21 protein-coding genes are annotated in these 16,334 nt (G+C 58.3%); 16 read left to right on the plus strand and 5 right to left on the minus strand.

Going from position 1 to position 16,334, the window contains the following annotated elements:
• Positions 1-207 precede the first annotated feature (207 nt).
• The 12 genes from A9513_RS15030 (at position 208) to A9513_RS15090 (ending at position 8,534) form a co-directional block, all read left to right on the plus strand.
• Positions 208-939 (plus strand): hypothetical protein, encoded by a 732-nt coding sequence (locus A9513_RS15030; RefSeq protein ID WP_065327509.1) that lies wholly within the window; start codon positions 208-210, stop codon positions 937-939.
• A 100-nt stretch (positions 940-1,039) separates the two neighbouring features.
• Complete coding sequence (locus A9513_RS15035) at positions 1,040-1,459, plus strand: hypothetical protein (protein ID WP_141678428.1); 420 nt, start codon at positions 1,040-1,042, stop codon at positions 1,457-1,459.
• A 54-nt stretch (positions 1,460-1,513) separates the two neighbouring features.
• Positions 1,514-2,020, plus strand: coding sequence for a hypothetical protein (locus A9513_RS15040; protein WP_065327511.1), 507 nt, complete (start codon positions 1,514-1,516; stop codon positions 2,018-2,020).
• 88 nt (positions 2,021-2,108) lie between these two features.
• On the plus strand, positions 2,109-2,708 hold the full coding sequence (locus tag A9513_RS15045; RefSeq protein ID WP_065327512.1) for a GNAT family N-acetyltransferase: 600 nt from the start codon (positions 2,109-2,111) through the stop codon (positions 2,706-2,708).
• Complete coding sequence (locus A9513_RS15050) at positions 2,708-3,265, plus strand: hypothetical protein (RefSeq protein ID WP_065327513.1); 558 nt, start codon at positions 2,708-2,710, stop codon at positions 3,263-3,265. The genes A9513_RS15045 and A9513_RS15050 overlap by 1 nt, the downstream gene beginning before the upstream one ends.
• A gap of 482 nt (positions 3,266-3,747) precedes the next feature.
• Positions 3,748-5,280: a Fic family protein gene (locus A9513_RS15060; RefSeq protein WP_065327515.1), complete on the plus strand. Its 1,533-nt coding sequence runs from the start codon at positions 3,748-3,750 to the stop codon at positions 5,278-5,280.
• A 386-nt stretch (positions 5,281-5,666) separates the two neighbouring features.
• Positions 5,667-6,062, plus strand: a complete 396-nt coding sequence (locus A9513_RS15065; protein ID WP_065327516.1) for a hypothetical protein — start codon at positions 5,667-5,669, stop codon at positions 6,060-6,062.
• Positions 6,063-6,153: 91 nt separating this feature from the next.
• Positions 6,154-6,567, plus strand: coding sequence for a hypothetical protein (locus A9513_RS15070; RefSeq protein ID WP_065327517.1), 414 nt, complete (start codon positions 6,154-6,156; stop codon positions 6,565-6,567).
• Between the two features lie 6 nt (positions 6,568-6,573).
• Positions 6,574-7,074 carry a hypothetical protein gene (locus tag A9513_RS15075; RefSeq protein WP_176707249.1) on the plus strand — a complete coding sequence of 167 codons (501 nt, stop codon included), beginning with the start codon at positions 6,574-6,576 and terminating at the stop codon, positions 7,072-7,074.
• Positions 7,075-7,089: 15 nt separating this feature from the next.
• On the plus strand, positions 7,090-7,578 hold the full coding sequence (locus A9513_RS15080) for a hypothetical protein (RefSeq protein WP_065327519.1): 489 nt from the start codon (positions 7,090-7,092) through the stop codon (positions 7,576-7,578).
• 14 nt (positions 7,579-7,592) lie between these two features.
• The gene (locus tag A9513_RS15085; protein ID WP_065327520.1) at positions 7,593-8,066 is read left to right on the plus strand and encodes a hypothetical protein; all 474 of its coding nucleotides are present in this window, start codon (positions 7,593-7,595) and stop codon (positions 8,064-8,066) included.
• A gap of 30 nt (positions 8,067-8,096) precedes the next feature.
• Entirely contained in the window at positions 8,097-8,534 is a 438-nt protein-coding gene (locus A9513_RS15090; protein ID WP_065327521.1) for a hypothetical protein, read from the plus strand.
• Positions 8,535-8,605: 71 nt separating this feature from the next.
• Here A9513_RS15090 and A9513_RS15095 read toward each other — a convergent pair whose 3' ends face one another.
• Both A9513_RS15095 and A9513_RS15100 read right to left on the minus strand, forming a co-directional pair.
• Positions 8,606-8,950 carry a hypothetical protein gene (locus A9513_RS15095; protein ID WP_065327522.1) on the minus strand — a complete coding sequence of 115 codons (345 nt, stop codon included), beginning with the start codon at positions 8,948-8,950 and terminating at the stop codon, positions 8,606-8,608.
• Positions 8,951-9,035: 85 nt separating this feature from the next.
• Positions 9,036-9,518, minus strand: coding sequence for a hypothetical protein (locus tag A9513_RS15100; protein ID WP_065327523.1), 483 nt, complete (start codon positions 9,516-9,518; stop codon positions 9,036-9,038).
• A 384-nt stretch (positions 9,519-9,902) separates the two neighbouring features.
• Between A9513_RS15100 and A9513_RS15105 the strand changes: the two genes are divergently transcribed.
• A complete protein-coding gene (locus A9513_RS15105) occupies positions 9,903-10,298 on the plus strand; it encodes a helix-turn-helix transcriptional regulator (protein WP_065327524.1) in 396 nt (131 codons plus the stop codon).
• Position 10,299: 1 nt separating this feature from the next.
• The gene (locus tag A9513_RS15110) at positions 10,300-11,619 is read left to right on the plus strand and encodes a type II toxin-antitoxin system HipA family toxin (protein ID WP_065327525.1); all 1,320 of its coding nucleotides are present in this window, start codon (positions 10,300-10,302) and stop codon (positions 11,617-11,619) included.
• Between the two features lie 20 nt (positions 11,620-11,639).
• Here the strand turns inward: A9513_RS15110 and A9513_RS15115 are convergent, their stop codons facing one another.
• From A9513_RS15115 to A9513_RS15125, 3 genes are all read right to left on the minus strand, one after another.
• Positions 11,640-12,830 carry a Fic family protein gene (locus A9513_RS15115; protein ID WP_083196140.1) on the minus strand — a complete coding sequence of 397 codons (1,191 nt, stop codon included), beginning with the start codon at positions 12,828-12,830 and terminating at the stop codon, positions 11,640-11,642.
• Between the two features lie 186 nt (positions 12,831-13,016).
• Positions 13,017-13,481 carry a hypothetical protein gene (locus tag A9513_RS15120; RefSeq protein WP_065327526.1) on the minus strand — a complete coding sequence of 155 codons (465 nt, stop codon included), beginning with the start codon at positions 13,479-13,481 and terminating at the stop codon, positions 13,017-13,019.
• 88 nt (positions 13,482-13,569) lie between these two features.
• A complete protein-coding gene (locus tag A9513_RS15125; RefSeq protein ID WP_065327527.1) occupies positions 13,570-15,036 on the minus strand; it encodes an HNH endonuclease signature motif containing protein in 1,467 nt (488 codons plus the stop codon).
• Positions 15,037-15,239: 203 nt separating this feature from the next.
• On the opposite strand from A9513_RS15125, the gene A9513_RS15130 reads away from it, so the two are divergent.
• On the plus strand, positions 15,240-15,707 hold the full coding sequence (locus A9513_RS15130; protein ID WP_065327528.1) for a hypothetical protein: 468 nt from the start codon (positions 15,240-15,242) through the stop codon (positions 15,705-15,707).
• 179 nt (positions 15,708-15,886) lie between these two features.
• Positions 15,887-16,306: a hypothetical protein gene (locus A9513_RS15135; RefSeq protein WP_065327529.1), complete on the plus strand. Its 420-nt coding sequence runs from the start codon at positions 15,887-15,889 to the stop codon at positions 16,304-16,306.
• The last annotated feature ends 28 nt before the right edge of the window (positions 16,307-16,334 follow it).

Here is a 16,334-nt window from a genome sequence, read left to right on the forward strand (position 1 = left end):
GGTCACTGATCGCAATCTTCGTCACTGCAGAGTCCTTGCGCGATTTGCTGATGGGTATAGCTCGGATTATCCAGGGAACAAAGACCCTTTGCGCAGCAGTTGAGCCCCCGTCCAGGGGCGGATTGCTGCCCCAGGCAGTTCGATGACGGGGAAGATGGTGCCTTACAGATGAGACCTGACTGCAGGTAGAGGCGAATGAGGCAATCCATGTTCAAGGCAGTATCAGCAAGTGCGCTGCGGGGCATTGTCGTTCTAGGGCTGGCCCTTGGGTTGGCAGCTTGCGGCCACGGCACCAAATCAGAGCGACTCGCGCAGGCCGTGCGGGCAGCGATGGCCAGCGGCCCGTCGGAGAGTGCGTTCGACAATCTGGACGAGGAGTTCGACCAGCTGGCACATGAGTGCGATCGCGTGCTGACCATCCCCAGCTGCCAAAGCCCCGAGTTCGTTGAGGTGAAGAAGTGGGCACTCAACGAGATGTCCGGGATGCTGCTCGCTGGTGCCGAAAGAGGTGAGGCGTGGGCTATTCGCAGGCTCTTCTCCCTTGGTCAGGGCGACGTTGTCACGCCGGCATTGCGGCAGAAGGCGGCGGTGCTGATCCTGGAGGCAGCCAAACAGGATGATGCATCCGCGGCCGCGCTCCTTCAGGCCGGCCGGATGTACACGAATGGCGTACTCACCCAGCAGGACTTCACTCTGGCCAGGGCAAGCCTGGAAAAGGCTTGGCAGAAGGGTGCAGTAAGCGCTGCTGGTGATCTGGCGGCCCTGGCAGACGTCAACCAGGACTCTGCCACCGCGTACCTCTGGGCAGTGCGCTGTGTGAAACCCTGCTCGGCCGGTCGAACCTTGGAAGCCTACTTGGAGCCTCTCACGCCTGAAGAGGTGACCCGCATTCAGAAAGTTGCGCGTGACCATTCTGTGCTGACTATCAGCTACCGCTGACGGTTTGGATTGCTAATCCCGGACGCAGGCAAGGCCTAAAACATCCCTCATAGAGCTGCAAGCGGGCTTGCAGTTTCACGGCTGCTAGTACGATGGACTCATGAATCTCCCCATGCGGTTATATCAGCATGGGGGCGGGCTATATGTTGCTGATCTGGAGAAGATTATGGTCGCTCAGCACCACTACAAAGGCTTTGAGCTGAACTGGGACGAAGAGAAGCAAGCCTTCGCTATTACCCTCGAGGGCGAACATGTATCCGTAGCCAATACCATCGCCTCCGGGGAGCTGTGCATCGACTTCTACCACGATGCATCGGCCGTTTCCTTCAGACTCCATCGCAAGCGAGCCGAGAAGAAGCGGGAAGAAGAGCGTGATACCGCTGGTCCCGAGCCTGAACTTGCAAAGCAAGGCCGTCCGAACGTGGCCTGGGTGAAGTGGTACCGCTCCCAGTCTGGCTGCGATCTGCGTGAAGCATTCCAGGAAGCTGAAAATCGCATCGCTAGCCGTCAAGCGGGCTAACCTGCGCGCCATTTTTCGTAGCCTCTCTAATCATCCACAAACTAAGGAAACCCCATGAAACTGTTTACCAAAATGGTTGCCGCGGTCCTTGCGTCTTTCGTCATCATGGGCGTCCAGGCTCAGGAGCCGGTCAAGAAGCCACTGAGCATCGACGTTCACACACCGGCCTATGTGCCCAACCCGCTGGGTGGCCATGATCCTGACTGGCAGGTTTCGGTCACGGCGAGTTTGGTGGACAGCACTGGCGCTGTCGTCAACGAGCCGGTTTTCTCGTTCCGCGTGCAGTCTGGTCTTTGCACGTCGGGTAAGAAACGCGTGGTCAACATGAAGCCCGACAACCAGGTGGAAGTGACTCAGAAGGCCTGCGTTGGAACGATCGGAGGGGGCAAAACCCGCATCGTGGGATGGGTCTTCGCTAATAACGACAACCCGGACGTGCTGATGGAAGAAAGCAAGGGTGAGCTGGTCTACGGGACGCTCATCGAGTTCACCGTTGATGGTGGCTACCTTGACGCGAAGGTCGGCGCTTATCGCGTGACGGCAGCCAGGATTGACGGTTAACCTCGGCGCCTAGCCATAAGACACCGACAACCCTGGCACGCCCGCACCAGCTGCGCCGGCGATCCGGTTGCAGCTGGAGCGATCCGCGATGACAGGCACGCCTGTAAATGATCAACAACTGATCGACACCTTCCTCCCCGCGATTCTGGAGAATGACGCCAAGGGCATTCTTCAGGATCTTCTGGCCCAGCCAGACCTTGCTATGCAGTTTTTTGGCTTCTCGGAAGAGGAAACCCGGAAAGCGATCAAGCACGTCCAGGGGATACTCGAGGAGTGCTACCGGGCTGGGCACCTAAAGGTAGTGATAAGCCACGAAGATGGCTGCCTGTACGGCTATGCGCTGCTCTTCGTCCATCCAGATCCGGCTTTCCCTCGCTACTGCCACAAAATCTTCGTCTATGAGCAGTACCGCGGCCATGGTCTTGGTTCCCAGATGCTAAAGATGCTTCTGGACGATCCGCGCGGGACTTGCCTGCTCTGCAGAGATGAGCTGGTGCCCTTCTACGAACGCGCAGGCCTGGAGCTGAAAGGGAAATACGAAGCGCCCGGTGCCAGGCATGGTTTCGCGCTGACCAATTGTCTCTACGCCGATCTGGTGCTCATGGGGACGACCGGAGGCGGCGGTACTGCGCCCGTGTTCATGCTCAATGACCAGGACATTAAGCAACTGCTGGCGCTGGCTCAGTGATGGCGGACGGCACGGTCAATCCGCAGGACCTCGATGATGAGTATGTCCGCAAGCACGCTCGCCGTGGGGAGGAGTGGGACCAGGCTCGGCGCCGGTTGAACAACGAAGTTGCTGAGCGGTACTCCCAGTTGCCAGGCTGCGTTAACTGCTCCCACGGGGCTGGGTGTGTCGAGGAAGCCAGAGCAGCTCATGCCCTGACGGGCTTAGCAACCTGCCTGGGCCCCGATGAGAAGTGGCCAGCGGAGGCTCTGGAGCCTGAGCTGTTCAAGGAAGCCCTTGCCCAGCACCAGCACCGCACAGAGGATCTCGCCGCTATCGCCAGGGGGCATGTGCACAGTTTGCTGGTGCACATGCGGAACCAGGACTATCCCATCAACGCATTCATGGTCTCCCGCGAACTCAAAGGGTACCTGCAGAGTTGTCGCGATCTTGGGCTGTTTGGCCGGGATGAGCTTATGAAGCTCGAGATGGATCTTCACGAGAGCGCCCAGAAAGCGAGAGAGGCCTTCATCAAACAGTTCCGGGAAAATGACCAGAGTGCATTGCCGTGGCGATGACAGCCGGAGGCCCCTGAATAGGGCTGAATGAACCGCTTGTTTTTCTGGCAAACCATGGCACCCTGCGGCGCAGTACGAAAAACAGGGAATATGGGCTGATGGAGTCCGTACACGAAACCCTCAACCCCAATGGGGCAGGGCAACAAGACGAATTCACAGAGTGGATGCGAGGTCCTGACGCGCGTTTCGTCGGCGCAAAGCGCCTCCCAGATGGCACATATGCGGGTGTGCTACCACTCATGTTCACCTACGCAATTTGCCTCGGCGTCACTCGTGAACTCGCCTACCAGAAGCGGTTCTGCTACGAGGACACCTCGGCATGCCTTCACGAGTACAGCAGACTGGCGTCCTTCAACGATGAGCCTGAGGGCTGGGTTGCTCGTCGGCCGCTCGTAGCCCTTTGACCGGATGTATAGCTATAAGATTTTCCCATGAAACCGTGTAAATTATAATTTTCCCGCGCTTTCTATAGGAAATTCGCCATGCGGCAACCCATTGAGCGAGCCGGATACAGCTGGCTGATCAACGCCCTCGATCTTCGCTGCGTGCCGCTTGATCGTGAGTGTGTCATAGGCTCCCGCCCAGCGCTCTCTAAGTCCGCCGGTGGTGTGAAAGTAGAGGTTTTCACCAAGGGGTACGCCAGAGAGCACCGCCCCGTCGACCAGATGCTCTTTGCGCTCTCGTACGAAGGGGTAAATCTGGGCGTCCTGGAGCGCGCATTCCAGATTCCCGCTGTCCGGGATGACTTGGCTGCGGCAATTGCTGAGAAGCCAGCCAGCGGCTATCTGCGCCGGCTCTGGTACATCTGCGAGAAAATTGCAGGCCACCCGCTGCCTCTGCCCGACGCGGCACAGAACATTCCCTATGAGCACCTGCTCCCACCAGAGAAGTATTTCACCGGCCCAGAGGAGATGTCTCGTAGGCATCGCGTGCGGATGAATCTCCTTGGAACGCCTCAGCTTTCAGCGCTGATTAGCCGCCAAGGCTGGGCCGACGACAGTCTTTTGAATGCGCAAATAGTTGAGCGCATGCATGACCAGATGGTCGACTTCTCGGTCACCGAGATTGCCAGAGCGGCGCAGTACCTGCTGACGACAGAGACCCGCAGTTCCTACGAGATCGAGCACGAACGCCCGGCTCCCGATCGAATCTTGCGCTTTGTGCGAGTGCTGGAGCAGGCGGGCCAACGCCCGCTGGATGAGGAGTTTCTGTTCGACATCCACCGGATAGCCCTCGGCACCGGGCGCCCCGATCCGTCCATTGGCGCATACAGGCATCTGCAAAACTGGCTCGGCCGCGGGGATCTCATCCACCTGATCCCGCCGGCGCCCGAAACAGTGCCTGAGATGATGGAAGAGTGGTTCGTCATGCGTGAGCGCGTCATGCGCAGCGATGCCCCAGCGCTAGTGAAGCTAAACGCAATCGCGCACAGCTTCATCTACATCCATCCTTTCATGGACGGCAACGGCCGGTTGTCCCGCTTCATCATGCAGGACATCCTGGCCAATGAGGGTCTCAAACTGCAGGGCATCATCATGCCTATCTCTGCCGGCCTGCTGGTCAACCTGGACAGTTACATCGGCACGCTCGACGCATTGTCACGCCGGCTACTTAGCGCCACGCAGTACCACCGTGTGGACTTGGCCAGCGACCCTGAGTTGGAGGAGGCGCATGCCCATCTGTTCGCTCACCTGGACATCACTGATCTGCAGGGAGAGGTCAATAAGAGCGCTGCTCGGGTTCTGGACGGGCTCATGCGTGATGAGGTCAGCCATCTGGTCCGGCGTGATAGGTTCAAAGAGCAGCTGAATCGCGAGCTTGACCTATCAAACCGTGATCTTGAGCTGCTTATCGCGGTGATTTACGAGAACAGCGGGCGTGTCTCCCAGCGTAAGCGGACGGGCTTGTTCCAGCACCTGACGGATGAGGATATTGCACTTGCAGAGAGCATCTACGCCGATCTGCATGCGCCGGAAGCACCAGGCTCTGCTGTGATGCTGGATCCCCTGCAGTAGGTTTATTTCAGGATTGAGTTGCCCGGCGGCCGCTCGTAGCTGACAAGTACAGGCTTGCGCTTTCAGGCTGTATGGGACAATTCCATCATCGACCTGGTACACCGTGAATAGCTTGGCCAGGCCGACTAGGCATTTCACATAGGAATTCATCCTGATGAGCAAAATTACTGTGGTGCGCTTCCCGAATGGGTCTTGGTCTACTGGAGGCCCGGTGTCCTCTCCGGACTACGAACTCTGTGAAGTTTACGTCGTGCCCTTCAAGACCGAGGCCGATGCCAGAAAGCAGGCTCAGGCTGCTCGCCGGCGACTTGCCTCGAAGAGCCTTCCGCTGCCAACTCAGCACGCTCCCTTCATCCATCCGGCGCTTGCAAGCTAGGTAGTCGTCCATGAATGCAGTCCAGTTGATCCAAGAGGCTATTCGCCAAGTCGTCCTCGCGTGCACCAAAGGCAATGAGCTGTTCGCTGCCGGGCTGCATGAGCCAGCTGTCAATGGGTGGATCCAGCTTGACCCGGCAGAGGCTACGGAGGCCCACATAGAAATGGAGGCAGCCCTACAGGCCGTACGCACAGTCGCGCAGCAGCTGCCCGGTGATGCCTTGGTCAATCTCCACCAGTACCTGGATCGTGCTGAAAATGGCCTCGAATACTCGCTGGCCACCATCAATGCTGATTCTGGTGACCATGTGAAGGCCCATGCTAGCCGTGCTCAATCTGCGCGGAATCAGCTGGCGGGCCTCATAACGCTGTCAGAGAGCATCGTCCAAAGTTTCGGCACCGTTTGAACTGGATTCGCCACCTATCCGGGGGCGGATGGACACTTGCACTTCAAGTGCTCCATGAGAGGCTATTCCCAGTCACTCAAGGACCTCTCCCATGGATCTTTTCAAGCAGGCCAGCTGGCTTTTCTGTCAATTCCCCATCAACCGCTACCTGATGAGCAACGCTCACGGCCGTCAGGATGGGGCCGAGAAGGCGATGCGGCATATTGAGCTTTGCAGCTTCTATGTCGCGGCGGTGAAGGGGCTGAACAGCACCGAAATGGCCATTCGGCTGCATGAAGATGAATTCCGCGCGGTGCACGACAAGACGCAAGAGTTGACCGACTACCTGGACGAGGCGATCGGCTTCCCTCTGGACAGCCGCCCGGATTACGAAACCCTGGCCCCGCTGTTCTTCGAAAAATTCCACGCGCTGGCGCTTGAGGCCCTGCGTGTAACCACCTCCCAGGCTGCGCCCGCAACGGCTGGTGACGCCAGCTATTCCACACAATTCGAAATGACCGAGTGAAGGATCATGAAGAAAGCTGAAATCGGTAAGGGCCGCTTCTACAGCGACGGCAAGATTGGCGTGCGCGAGGTGCTGGACGAAGGCCCGCAGTACAAGCTCTATGACGGTGTCGAGGACGATGACTGCCTGCGGTACCGCTGCCTGAGTGCCAAAGCGGCAACTGATATTGGCCAGGAATCGAGCAGCACGCGAACCTCTTTCGCTGCATGGGCCAAGGCAGAGATTCCAGCAGAAGAGGTGCAGGCGCACCTGCTCAAGCTGCAGGCCGAAAAGATCGCTCGCAAGCTGACCGAACCCCAACGGCTGTTTCTGCTCACCTTTGACAGCGACCTTTCCGAAGGCGATGGCGTTGAGTGCGCACGCACCGAGTTTCGAGTTGCCGCCTCCTGCCGTGAGAAAGGGATCATCGCCTCAATGCCGGAGAAGCTCGATGCAGACGACCGTTGCTTTGACGTGAACTTTTCCCCGCTCGGCCTGGCCGTGCTCGAATCCGTGCTGTTGGCCTGAAGAGGGATGCCCCAGATGAGTAGCGTACGGCTCAATTTAGCAATCATCATGGTCATTGCCTCCGGCTGCGCCGCCGGCCTGGCCGTCAGCCTGGCTCTTGGCGGATTCGCAACATCCTTGACCCCAGGTACCCGAGAGGCGCTGACGATGGCGCTGCCTGCTCTCACCGCCATCGCTGGCGCTGTCGGCGGCTATCTGCTCGGTACCGCCAGCCTTCCGCTCAGTCGGTCCTCAGCTGGGCAGGGTGATCCAATCAGCGAAGAGCGTCTTCGTCTTCGCGTTGAGCGGCAGTTGTTCGGCATTGCCTTGGTGGCCATAACTACTGCCCTCGGAGCCTTTGGCTTTTCGGTCGGGATGCGTGGATATCTGGAGCTGCCACTTCTTGGCTTTCTTGAGAATCGACTGCTGACCTTCAGTGGATTTGCGATGCTCTTGATTGGGATCGGCTTGCTGGTAAAAGTCGCAATGATCCGTCGAACCGGTAACGGCTGGCAGAATTGGTAGCGGAGGAGGGAAAAGTGCCGAATCTTCACGACAACATTATGAGGCTGGCCTGTGAGCCCGACTCTGATCTCCATGGCGAGCGCCAGGCATTCAAACGTGGCCATAAGCAGGCACGTCATGCTGCGGCCGAGTTGGCCGCGGCGTACGTCCAGCTCGAGGATGCGATGGCAGTGATTGCTGCGCCGCTGCAGATGGCTCTGGAGATGGGGGCGATCAAGCTGCCTGAGAACGGGGTGGTGGACCTCAAGCGTGGGCTGGCTATGTACCAAGAATGGCGCGGTACGCCGTCGGCAGATCCTGCAGACGACCGAGACAAAGATCGCGAAGCTTTGCCCGCTGGCGCCGTTATCGACTACCGGGGCGAGGAGGCCACGGTAGTGGCTGACCAGGGTGGTTCTGAGCTGGACGTTGAAGTCGACGGGCATCGGCAGCGCTGGCAGTGGACCTTTGAAGGGGTGTCCTGCACCGTGGTGTCACTGCCGGCTTAATTGCATGGTAATTTGGAGGATGGGTTAGAAATGTTCTATTCGGTCTGGAACACCTACCGGCATACAAAGGTCATTCCTGTTCTGCTGGCATCAGCCGTTCTTGGTGCGCTCTTCATCACCTTTGCGGCCGGCGGGGTGATGGCGATCGCCAGTGGAAACGGCTTGGGCTCGTTGCTCGTAGGTGTCATGGGGCTCATCCTCGGCTTGGGTGTCCTTCAGGCATGGTGGCGAGTAGTGTCGGAACTGCTCAGCATGAAGGTCGACAATACGTGGACTGCTGTCGTTATCGTCTCAATACTGGTGATACCGCTCTATGTTGAGAATGGACCCGGCGGTCGTTATGTTGGGGGCGTCATCGCTGAAGCACCGTTCTACCTCATCAAGATCATGAACCCCAGTATCGATCTCACCTGGATCAAGAGCGTGGCAAACGACATTCCCGAACCTCAAGATGAGGTAGAACGGTAGCGCCACGTCAACGTCAACCAGCGACCCAGTGCAGAAAGCAAAAAGCCCCGCAGATGCGGGGCTTTTGCTGTTTAGAGGTTGGTCAACACCACGACCAGGTGCTCACTCATATGCGCTTGCCCCTGGGTGTGGGCTCCCCCCAGCGCAGCCTTCAGCTTCTCGACAATGACATCCCAGTAGGGCATATCGCTGTCAGTTCCCTCGCCAGTGAGGCTGGGATCGACGAAGACCACGACATCGGCCCAATCGTCAGGATTGATGGGGCCTTTTTTATCGTGCCAGGTCATGACCGGAGACTTGTTCACGAAATCCTGGAAGCCAGGATCGGCGAACAACTCCGGTACCGCCAACTTGATACCGGAAATCGACCGGGCTTCGCTGGCCATGATGGCTTGAGTGACTGCTTGGTTGTTCATCGCTGCTCCTTCCTAAATCAGGAGGGAGTCACAGCCCCGTAGGGGCATATGACCCCCAAGGGTTGTTGGTGAGGCGCTGGTTTGGTCAGAACTCGATGATTCCTTCCTTGACCAGTGCCGCATGGATTTCATCGAACACTGCCTTCTTGCAAGCGGCTGCATCAGCGTCCGCCGGCACTTTCTCGAAAGCGGTGCTGATGATGTCGCCAGCGTCCAGATCGTCGATCAGCTTCTTTGCCATCTCTTCGAACGAATCGCCTTGCGTGTTGCTCACGCGCAGGGAATAGGCCCGCAGAACTTCGGCAATCTCTGCCTCCGTAACCTGGCAAACAGGGGCGCCAAAGACTTCCGGCTGGCCAAGAGCAGTCTCGCTATCGACCGGACTTTCGCCAGGGAAGTACACGCCCTTGTCTTCTTCCTGCCAGCCAGGCAAAGCGGCAACCATGGTCAGGTAGTCGCTCATCGCCGCGGCGGTGGAGAAGGCGTGCAGGGAGTTTTCGGCGTAGACGTGGTACGAAACGATTTGGCCGGTGCTCTCGTTGATCGAGATGACGGTGAACTTTTGCATGTGTAGCTCCTTCAGGTTTGAGAAGGAGCCCAGGCCCCATAGGGGCTTGAGCCCCTGATGGGTTTGTGTGATGTGCTTCTTCGACCTAGGCCGGGCGAAGCTAACCCGCATGTGCCTTGCGGGCACGATGAGATTGCATCATAGCATCCAGCATCGGCCGATCAGCAAGGGTGAGGGTAGAGGGGAGCGCCGCTAAAGTGCCTTGTGTGTCTTGCGTAGTTAAGGCAAAGAAATCTTTCTGTTATTGGCGGAATCGCCGAGGTGACACAAAGAATCCTTTGCCTTACGTGCAGAATGATGAATCTCTGCTAAGATCGTCATAACACAAAGAAATCTTTGTGTTGGTCGTAAATTGGCGGCTGAAAGCAAAGAAAGGTTGTTGTTATGCGAATCCAGCGACTAAGCGATGATGCAATTGCCCTGCAGTTGGGTGAAGCACTGCGTGAGCGGCGCTTGCGCAAGGGCATAACTCAGGACGACATAGCGAGCCTGGTGGGGGTCAGCGTACCCACTATCCAGAAGCTGGAGAAGGGGCGGGGGACGCTCCAGCTCCTGATCGCCGTGCTGCGAGAGCTCAACAGCCTTGACCTCATGAGCGGTCTTCTCGCCGCACCGCGCGTCAGCCCCCTTGAGGTGGCCAAGACAGGGAAGGTCACCCGCATTCGCGCCGCCGGCAGTTCGCGCGGCGGGCAGGCCCGAACCGGGAAAATAGTAGTTCACAAGCCAGGCGGCGAATTGAGCAAGCGTGGCGAGCAACCATTGCTGATACCGAGGAAGTGACGTGGCGAAAATAGCTCAGGTGTACCTCTGGGATACCCTGGTAGGTGCTGTGTTCTGGGATGACACCCAATCGCCGGCAACCGGCACCTTCGAATTCGACCAGGCCTTTACGGAAATAGGCTTGGAAATCGCGCCGCTGACAATGCCGGCCGTACCCGGTGAGGTGTACGCCTTTCCGTCGCTGAACCCCAAGGCGTTCAAGTCCCTGCCGCCGTGCCTGTCTGACTGCCTCCCCGACGACTTCGGTAACGCGGTGATCGACGCTTGGCTGGCGGCCAGCGGCCGAGATCCTCGCCAGTTCTCTCCCGTGGAAAGATTGCTGTACATCGGTTCACGCGGGATGGGCGCCCTGGAGTTTCGGCCGGCCTTGGAAAAGGCCAGCAACAAGTCAGAAAAACTCCAGCTGGAGTCTCTGGTGGAGCTTGCAGGGCGAATCCTGGAGGAGCGCAGAACCCAGTTCGATGGCCTGCACCTGGAGCTGAAGTCAGAGGCTGAGGATGAAGCGCTCAAGCACCTGTTTCAGGTAGGTTCCTCCGCCGGCGGGCAACGCCCGAAGGCGATCATCGCCATCAATGAGGCGACGGGTGATATCTGCTCAGGGCAGATTGAGGCCCCTGAGGGCTTCAGCTACTGGCTCTTCAAGTTCGACGTGAGCAGCGGGGCTAGCGCCCTTGGTGATCCGGCCGGCTTCGGGCGAGTCGAGTACGCCTACCACCTCATGGCGATCGCCGCAGGCGTGCAGATGACAGAGTGTCGGCTGTACATCGACGGCCCGCGGGCGCACTTCATGACGCGCCGCTTCGACAGGCTGGAGGACGGCGACAAACTGCACGTGCAGACGCTCTGTGCGATGGACCAGGCCGACTACACAATGCCGGGCGGATACAGCTACGAGGAGGCCCTGCAAGTCTGCCGGGACCTCGGCCTGGATCGCGAAGAGCAGATCGAGCTCTATCGGCGGATGGTATTCAACGTGATTGCCCGCAACCAGGACGATCACACGCGCAACATCGCCTTCCAGGTGTGGCGCGATGGTGTCTGGCACCTCACGCCGGCCTATGACATGTGCTGGGCGTACCGGGCGGATTCGCCCTGGGTTTCGTCCCACCAGATGACTCTCAACGGCAAGCGGGACAACTTCACGGTCGATGACCTGCTGGCGGTCTCGAAGCACATTTCAAAGCTGGATGGGAAAAAGGTCATCAAGGAAGTGGCCGATGCGGTCAGCCGCTGGCGGGAGTTTGCAGGCCTGGCCGGCATGACGGATCAGAACCTCATTCAGCAGATCGAGCAGACCCACCGGCTGTACTTGGCTGAGTAGAAGTAAGCCAAGCTCGCTCTTCACTGAAAACGACGGTGAAGATCCGGGAAGATGTCCTGCGCAAACCAGGCGGGCAGCCCCGGCTCCAAAGTGCGGGACTTTGGGGTGGGGCTGACGACAATTCCGGTCTTGATCAACCGGGTCAGTTCGTCAGTAGCAGATCGAGGTGGAAGGCCTGTAAAGGTCTTGAATTCGTTGCGGGGGAGAGCACCCTGCATGAGAAGCGCAATCACCGCGGGGGCGCTCTCCGGCCGGATACCAGCATCTAGCAGCCGCTCGTTGGTTTTGAACGCCCGAAGCACTCTCTCGCGAAGCTTCGTCCTATCCAGGGCTGAAATCATGTAGTCCACTTGGTCATGGCAGACGTCGAGCATGAACTCGATAAACGCGAAGTAGTGTTTCTGTGACATCTGCCCACGGCCATCTAGGTCACCCTCTCTCTGCCGATCGGCCATCGCCAAAGCTCGGTAGTAGTCTTCATGCCGGCGTGCCAGCCCGCGCGAAAGCGACCACAGGTAAGGCTCCAGTCCAAGCTGTACCAGTTGAAGGTGAGTGATCATCCTTGCGACGCGTCCATTCCCGTCGAGGAACGGGTGAACCCAGGCTAGACGGTGGTGATAGGCCAGCACAGCAATCAGCCGTCGGCGGGGGTCCTTGCTGGCGCCAAAACCAGCCTGCAGGTGCGCCAGCATGGCGGAGACAGCAGTGGCAGCCGGCGCTGCGTGATTTCCGACAAATACTTCCTCATCGGGAGTGCTGCGCAAGGCTCCAGGCACCAACACCCGACCATCAGAGAGTCGGCGGCTGTCTTCGTCGGTGCCGTGGAACAGGCGAAAGTGCACCGTACTGATCAGCTTTGTCGAGAACATGTCTTGGAATTGCCTTGGGTAGCGGCTCAAGGCTCGCTCGAACAAGCGCTGAACTTCCATGTGTTTGACCGCCTGGTCCTTGAGCAGTTGGCGTTCGCGTTTGGGGGCGTTCTGGGCGATCTGCATGGCTGCAGGCTCGGTGTACTGACCCTCGATCAAGTTCGAGTAGTAAGTGTTGGTAATGAGCAGCAGCTTGCTCAAGCGAGCAGCAGTTTCGGGCGCCAGTCGCCCGGCCAGGAACGCCGCCTTTGCAGGTAGCGTGTCAGCCTTTTCCAGAATCGACGCGGGGAGCGTCTCGGGAAGAATGGGGTTGAGCCAGCTTTTGTCGGCGATCAGCGTCATCTGAGAAGAGTGGTGCTAAAAGGAATGTGCACCAAGCGTAGATGATTTGGCGTTAGTGCTGCACATTTATTTGCGCATTAATCTTCGATGTAGGCCGCTAGTTTACTGTATTACAGACGAGACATGCGGTTCTAGGCTGCACATTTATTTTCACATATGGCGGCCATCTGGAGCGTACTGCTGCGCTCACTTTGGCGGCTGAAGACGTCGGGCCCACCAGTCTCGCGATGGTTCTGCAGCGTTGTCTTCCTCGATCGCGATCATCAGCGCAATAAGCGCCTCTCGAGTGCGGGGTGACTTGCCGCCGCCGGAAAAGGAAGTGTTGAACTCGACTACAGCTCCGCCTTCTTCGTCGTAGACGCTGACATACACGTCGTTGTCAGCGTCGAGACCAACGCGCAGGTGAGCTGCTTTGCTCATGTCGCCGAAGCGGCCAACGTCCAGGGCTTTCGGCCAGTTGGAGGGCGCCGCGTTTTGCTGTTCCTCGTAGGCAGACCGCAGGCTCTCCATCGACTCGTTGAACTTCGAGGAGGTCCGGATACCAATCGCGTCTACACGAAGTAGCACCTCGACCGCATTGAGCAGTGCCGAGCTTGCCTGGGCCGTGGGTTGCCCATGCTGGAAAGTATCTTTTGCGTCGAGATCGCTCACGGTGAGGCTCCCTATCCGTTGGCGGGCACTTTGCCCGCCGAGTAACAGCAGTGTCTCACCGCGGCGTAAAGAGCAAGCTTCACCCTGCCTAGAAGATGCGCTGGATGCTAGGAATGGCCTGAGCAACCTCGAAGAACAGAGAGCCACGCTTGGTGGTCAACCTGATTCCCCACCGCTCGTTAATCGAGACTAGTGTCTCCCCATGGGCAAAGAGCGGATACGGGGCAGGACCGAGCTGCGCAAGAAGAGCCTCAGAGGCTGCGCGAACGGTGTCCTCGTCGAGGGCATCGCTGAAGAATGCATCGGTGAAGCTGAAACTAATGCCCCAGGCCTCTGCCAGCTCGTAGCCAAGCTTCACCCTCGCGCAGCGTTCAAGAGCCTGGGAAAACTGAACTTCGGTGATTTCGCTCCGAATCGGAAACACCTCGGGATGCACTTTTTCTGGCTCCGACCACTCGCCAGGTTCAAGGCCAACATACCCAACTGGCTCCCATCCACTGGCCAGTTTCTCCAACACCTGTGCGTAAGCCTCGAACTCAGCTCGCTCATGTCTCTCGTAGCTGTCACGCAGCTTGATGGGCCTCAGCATGCCCAGCGTGCTCGAAGTGCGGCACTCGCCATCTTTGATGGTGACATTCAGGTGCCAGTTAAGATTGGAGACCTGGTAGACGGTGTGGTCGACATCGAAAAAGAGGGATTCCCCGTCTGCGAAGCAGTAGTCGTACACGTGTGCGCAGCGGCCGCGAGCCCACAAGAACGGCTCGGCGATGTCGCCGGATTCAGGGTCACGAGCAGTGATCTTTACATAGCCGTCGTTGATGAGAAGGCCTTTCCCATTCCAGCCCCAGCCTTTCGACTGCTCCCCCCAGGACGAGACGATGTCGACTGCGCGACGGCGTTCTGCAGGGAATGATTCGCGCCGGATGGGGGAGGGAAGAGCTGCGATCTGCAAGGCCTGCTGGATGGCTGCCTTCGTTATCGGCTTAAGCTCAAACTCAGCAGGAGGAACGGGGATTTTGGTCCAGATCGGGTCGTCAGAGGTCGGGGTGCACTTGAGCCCTTCTGAAACGACGTCAAGCCGGATCTGCTGTTCGTCAGGGTTCGGCCAGTGCTTCCAGACGATCGCATCGAGACGCTTAACCCCAATGAAGCCTACGAAGTAGGCTACATCCGGCATCTTGAGGCAAAGCCACTGGGCGAGCTCGCGCACCATCTTCATCTCGATGACGTATTCAGCCGGGTATTTATCCTGGAAGTCGTCAATCAGAGTGCCGTGCGTGCGGCAAAGCCAAATGCCGTTCGATATGTCCCGGATCTGCTCAGCCGTTAGCCCGTCCGTTTTCCTGGGCCCATTCTTTGAGGCCGGGTAGATATGGGCCGCGACTGCAATGCCAGCAGCGGAATCGTTCCCTTCTTTATCAACGGTCGGGCCTGTGGTTGGGACAAGACAGTTGGGGAAGCTGCAATGAAAGCCGGCACGCTTAGCCAGGGCTAGCTTGGTCTCGGGTGAAAAATTGATACGACGACTCTTCTGCTCTTCGCTGGTGCTGCTCATCGGGGCATTGCCTTAATCAAAGCCGGATTGCCAAGACGACAACCAGGGCCGGTTGTGTCTGGATCGTAGGGGCTGAAGTAAATGCCCCCAGCATAGGGGCGAATTGAAAGTATGCATTACCGCAGGACGGGGAGAATCGCTTAACGGTACCCAGGTACGGCCGCGTGCCGGGGCCAGGCCCTTCCCTTGATCTGGTGGTGACAATGAAGCTCCTGAAAGGATTTGTAGATGCGGCAGCCAGGCGGCTTGGTTACGTTCCTGAGACCGAGGTTCGCGACAAGCTGGATTACAGCTTTTCAGTGGCCAAGCGCCTGGATGAGCACCGGGAGGTGGTAGAGCAAATTTTGGCCCGTACAACGCTCTTCCACGATTGCCCCTGGCACGCCATGCACATGGCGGCCCAAGACGACTATCTGATGAGGCTCTTCCATATGGTTCACGGGTGCTGGCCTGAAGAGGTTGAGCACGGCTACACGCCTGCGGATGCGACCAAGTTGAAGGGGGCTCGCCTGCCTCCGTCTAAGCTTCCTCGGCGTATTCTCCCTGAAGTCCGCAAGCGGCCAGCAATTCTTGGGGTGTGCTGCCTCCCCGAGCACCACTCAGCTGGAAAAGCTTCCTCTCCAGACTGGGCGGAGATTTCCTACATGGCTCGTGACACGAAGGGTGTATAGCCAGAAAGAAGGCCAACATGAGCTGGTGAGTTCCTAAAGCTCGCGCGAGGTTGTAGTATCTGAGGCTACTTCTTTCGCCTATGCATGCCGAAAGAGCAGCTTGGTACCAAGCACACTTTCACCCTCTGGGGACTCAGTCCCCTCAGGGGGCGGGTCTCCACCAAACCTGGAGAGACCCAATGCAAACTCTGTACGAACAGCAAGTTCACCTCGCTTCGGTTTTCATCGCCAGCAATCAAGAGCGCGTGGCTTCCGTAACCGATACAGCGGTCAAAATGGCCAACGACCTTCTGGGGCGTCTGGCGCCGAAGATCCTTCTTAAAAACTCACTCACCAACCTGCAGGCCCTGGTCGAGCCGTCGAAAATCGAAACCTTCGGGGTTCGTCTTCGTCAGCATGCGATCGAATTCGTGCAGGCAGGTGCGAGTGGCGCCTACTGGGAGTTGATTGATGGCATCTCGGCCCTTGCCGATGCCACGGGCACCCAGTGGCCGTACATGACTCAACAGCTGCGATCTGCTCGCCTCGAGCATGCGCTCGAGCACTTCCAAAGCTGCAATCAGCTGCTCGAGGTGGAGACAGAGAAACTCACCGCCTAAGCCTTGCCTGGTCCTTTCCGTCACATCG

The sequence above is a fragment of the Pseudomonas sp. AU12215 genome, assembly GCF_001675465.2.
In the GTDB taxonomy this organism is placed as follows: Bacteria; Pseudomonadota; Gammaproteobacteria; order Pseudomonadales; family Pseudomonadaceae; genus Pseudomonas; species Pseudomonas nitroreducens.

Bases quoted from the DNA above. Each gene is read 5' to 3' on its own strand.
- A9513_RS15030 (WP_065327509.1), top strand. From the start codon at position 208: ATGTTCAAGGCAGTATCAGCAAGTGCGCTGCGGGGCATTGTCGTTCTA.
- A9513_RS15035 (WP_141678428.1), top strand. From the start codon at position 1,040: ATGAATCTCCCCATGCGGTTATATCAGCATGGGGGCGGGCTATATGTT.
- A9513_RS15040 (WP_065327511.1), top strand. From the start codon at position 1,514: ATGAAACTGTTTACCAAAATGGTTGCCGCGGTCCTTGCGTCTTTCGTC.
- A9513_RS15045 (WP_065327512.1), top strand. From the start codon at position 2,109: ATGACAGGCACGCCTGTAAATGATCAACAACTGATCGACACCTTCCTC.
- A9513_RS15050 (WP_065327513.1), top strand. From the start codon at position 2,708: ATGGCGGACGGCACGGTCAATCCGCAGGACCTCGATGATGAGTATGTC.
- A9513_RS15060 (WP_065327515.1), top strand. From the start codon at position 3,748: ATGCGGCAACCCATTGAGCGAGCCGGATACAGCTGGCTGATCAACGCC.
- A9513_RS15065 (WP_065327516.1), top strand. From the start codon at position 5,667: ATGAATGCAGTCCAGTTGATCCAAGAGGCTATTCGCCAAGTCGTCCTC.
- A9513_RS15070 (WP_065327517.1), top strand. From the start codon at position 6,154: ATGGATCTTTTCAAGCAGGCCAGCTGGCTTTTCTGTCAATTCCCCATC.
- A9513_RS15075 (WP_176707249.1), top strand. From the start codon at position 6,574: ATGAAGAAAGCTGAAATCGGTAAGGGCCGCTTCTACAGCGACGGCAAG.
- A9513_RS15080 (WP_065327519.1), top strand. From the start codon at position 7,090: ATGAGTAGCGTACGGCTCAATTTAGCAATCATCATGGTCATTGCCTCC.
- A9513_RS15090 (WP_065327521.1), top strand. From the start codon at position 8,097: ATGTTCTATTCGGTCTGGAACACCTACCGGCATACAAAGGTCATTCCT.
- A9513_RS15095 (WP_065327522.1), bottom strand. From the start codon at position 8,950: ATGAACAACCAAGCAGTCACTCAAGCCATCATGGCCAGCGAAGCCCGG.
- A9513_RS15100 (WP_065327523.1), bottom strand. From the start codon at position 9,518: ATGCAAAAGTTCACCGTCATCTCGATCAACGAGAGCACCGGCCAAATC.
- A9513_RS15105 (WP_065327524.1), top strand. From the start codon at position 9,903: ATGCGAATCCAGCGACTAAGCGATGATGCAATTGCCCTGCAGTTGGGT.
- A9513_RS15115 (WP_083196140.1), bottom strand. From the start codon at position 12,830: ATGACGCTGATCGCCGACAAAAGCTGGCTCAACCCCATTCTTCCCGAG.
- A9513_RS15125 (WP_065327527.1), bottom strand. From the start codon at position 15,036: ATGAGCAGCACCAGCGAAGAGCAGAAGAGTCGTCGTATCAATTTTTCA.
- A9513_RS15130 (WP_065327528.1), top strand. From the start codon at position 15,240: ATGAAGCTCCTGAAAGGATTTGTAGATGCGGCAGCCAGGCGGCTTGGT.
- A9513_RS15135 (WP_065327529.1), top strand. From the start codon at position 15,887: ATGCAAACTCTGTACGAACAGCAAGTTCACCTCGCTTCGGTTTTCATC.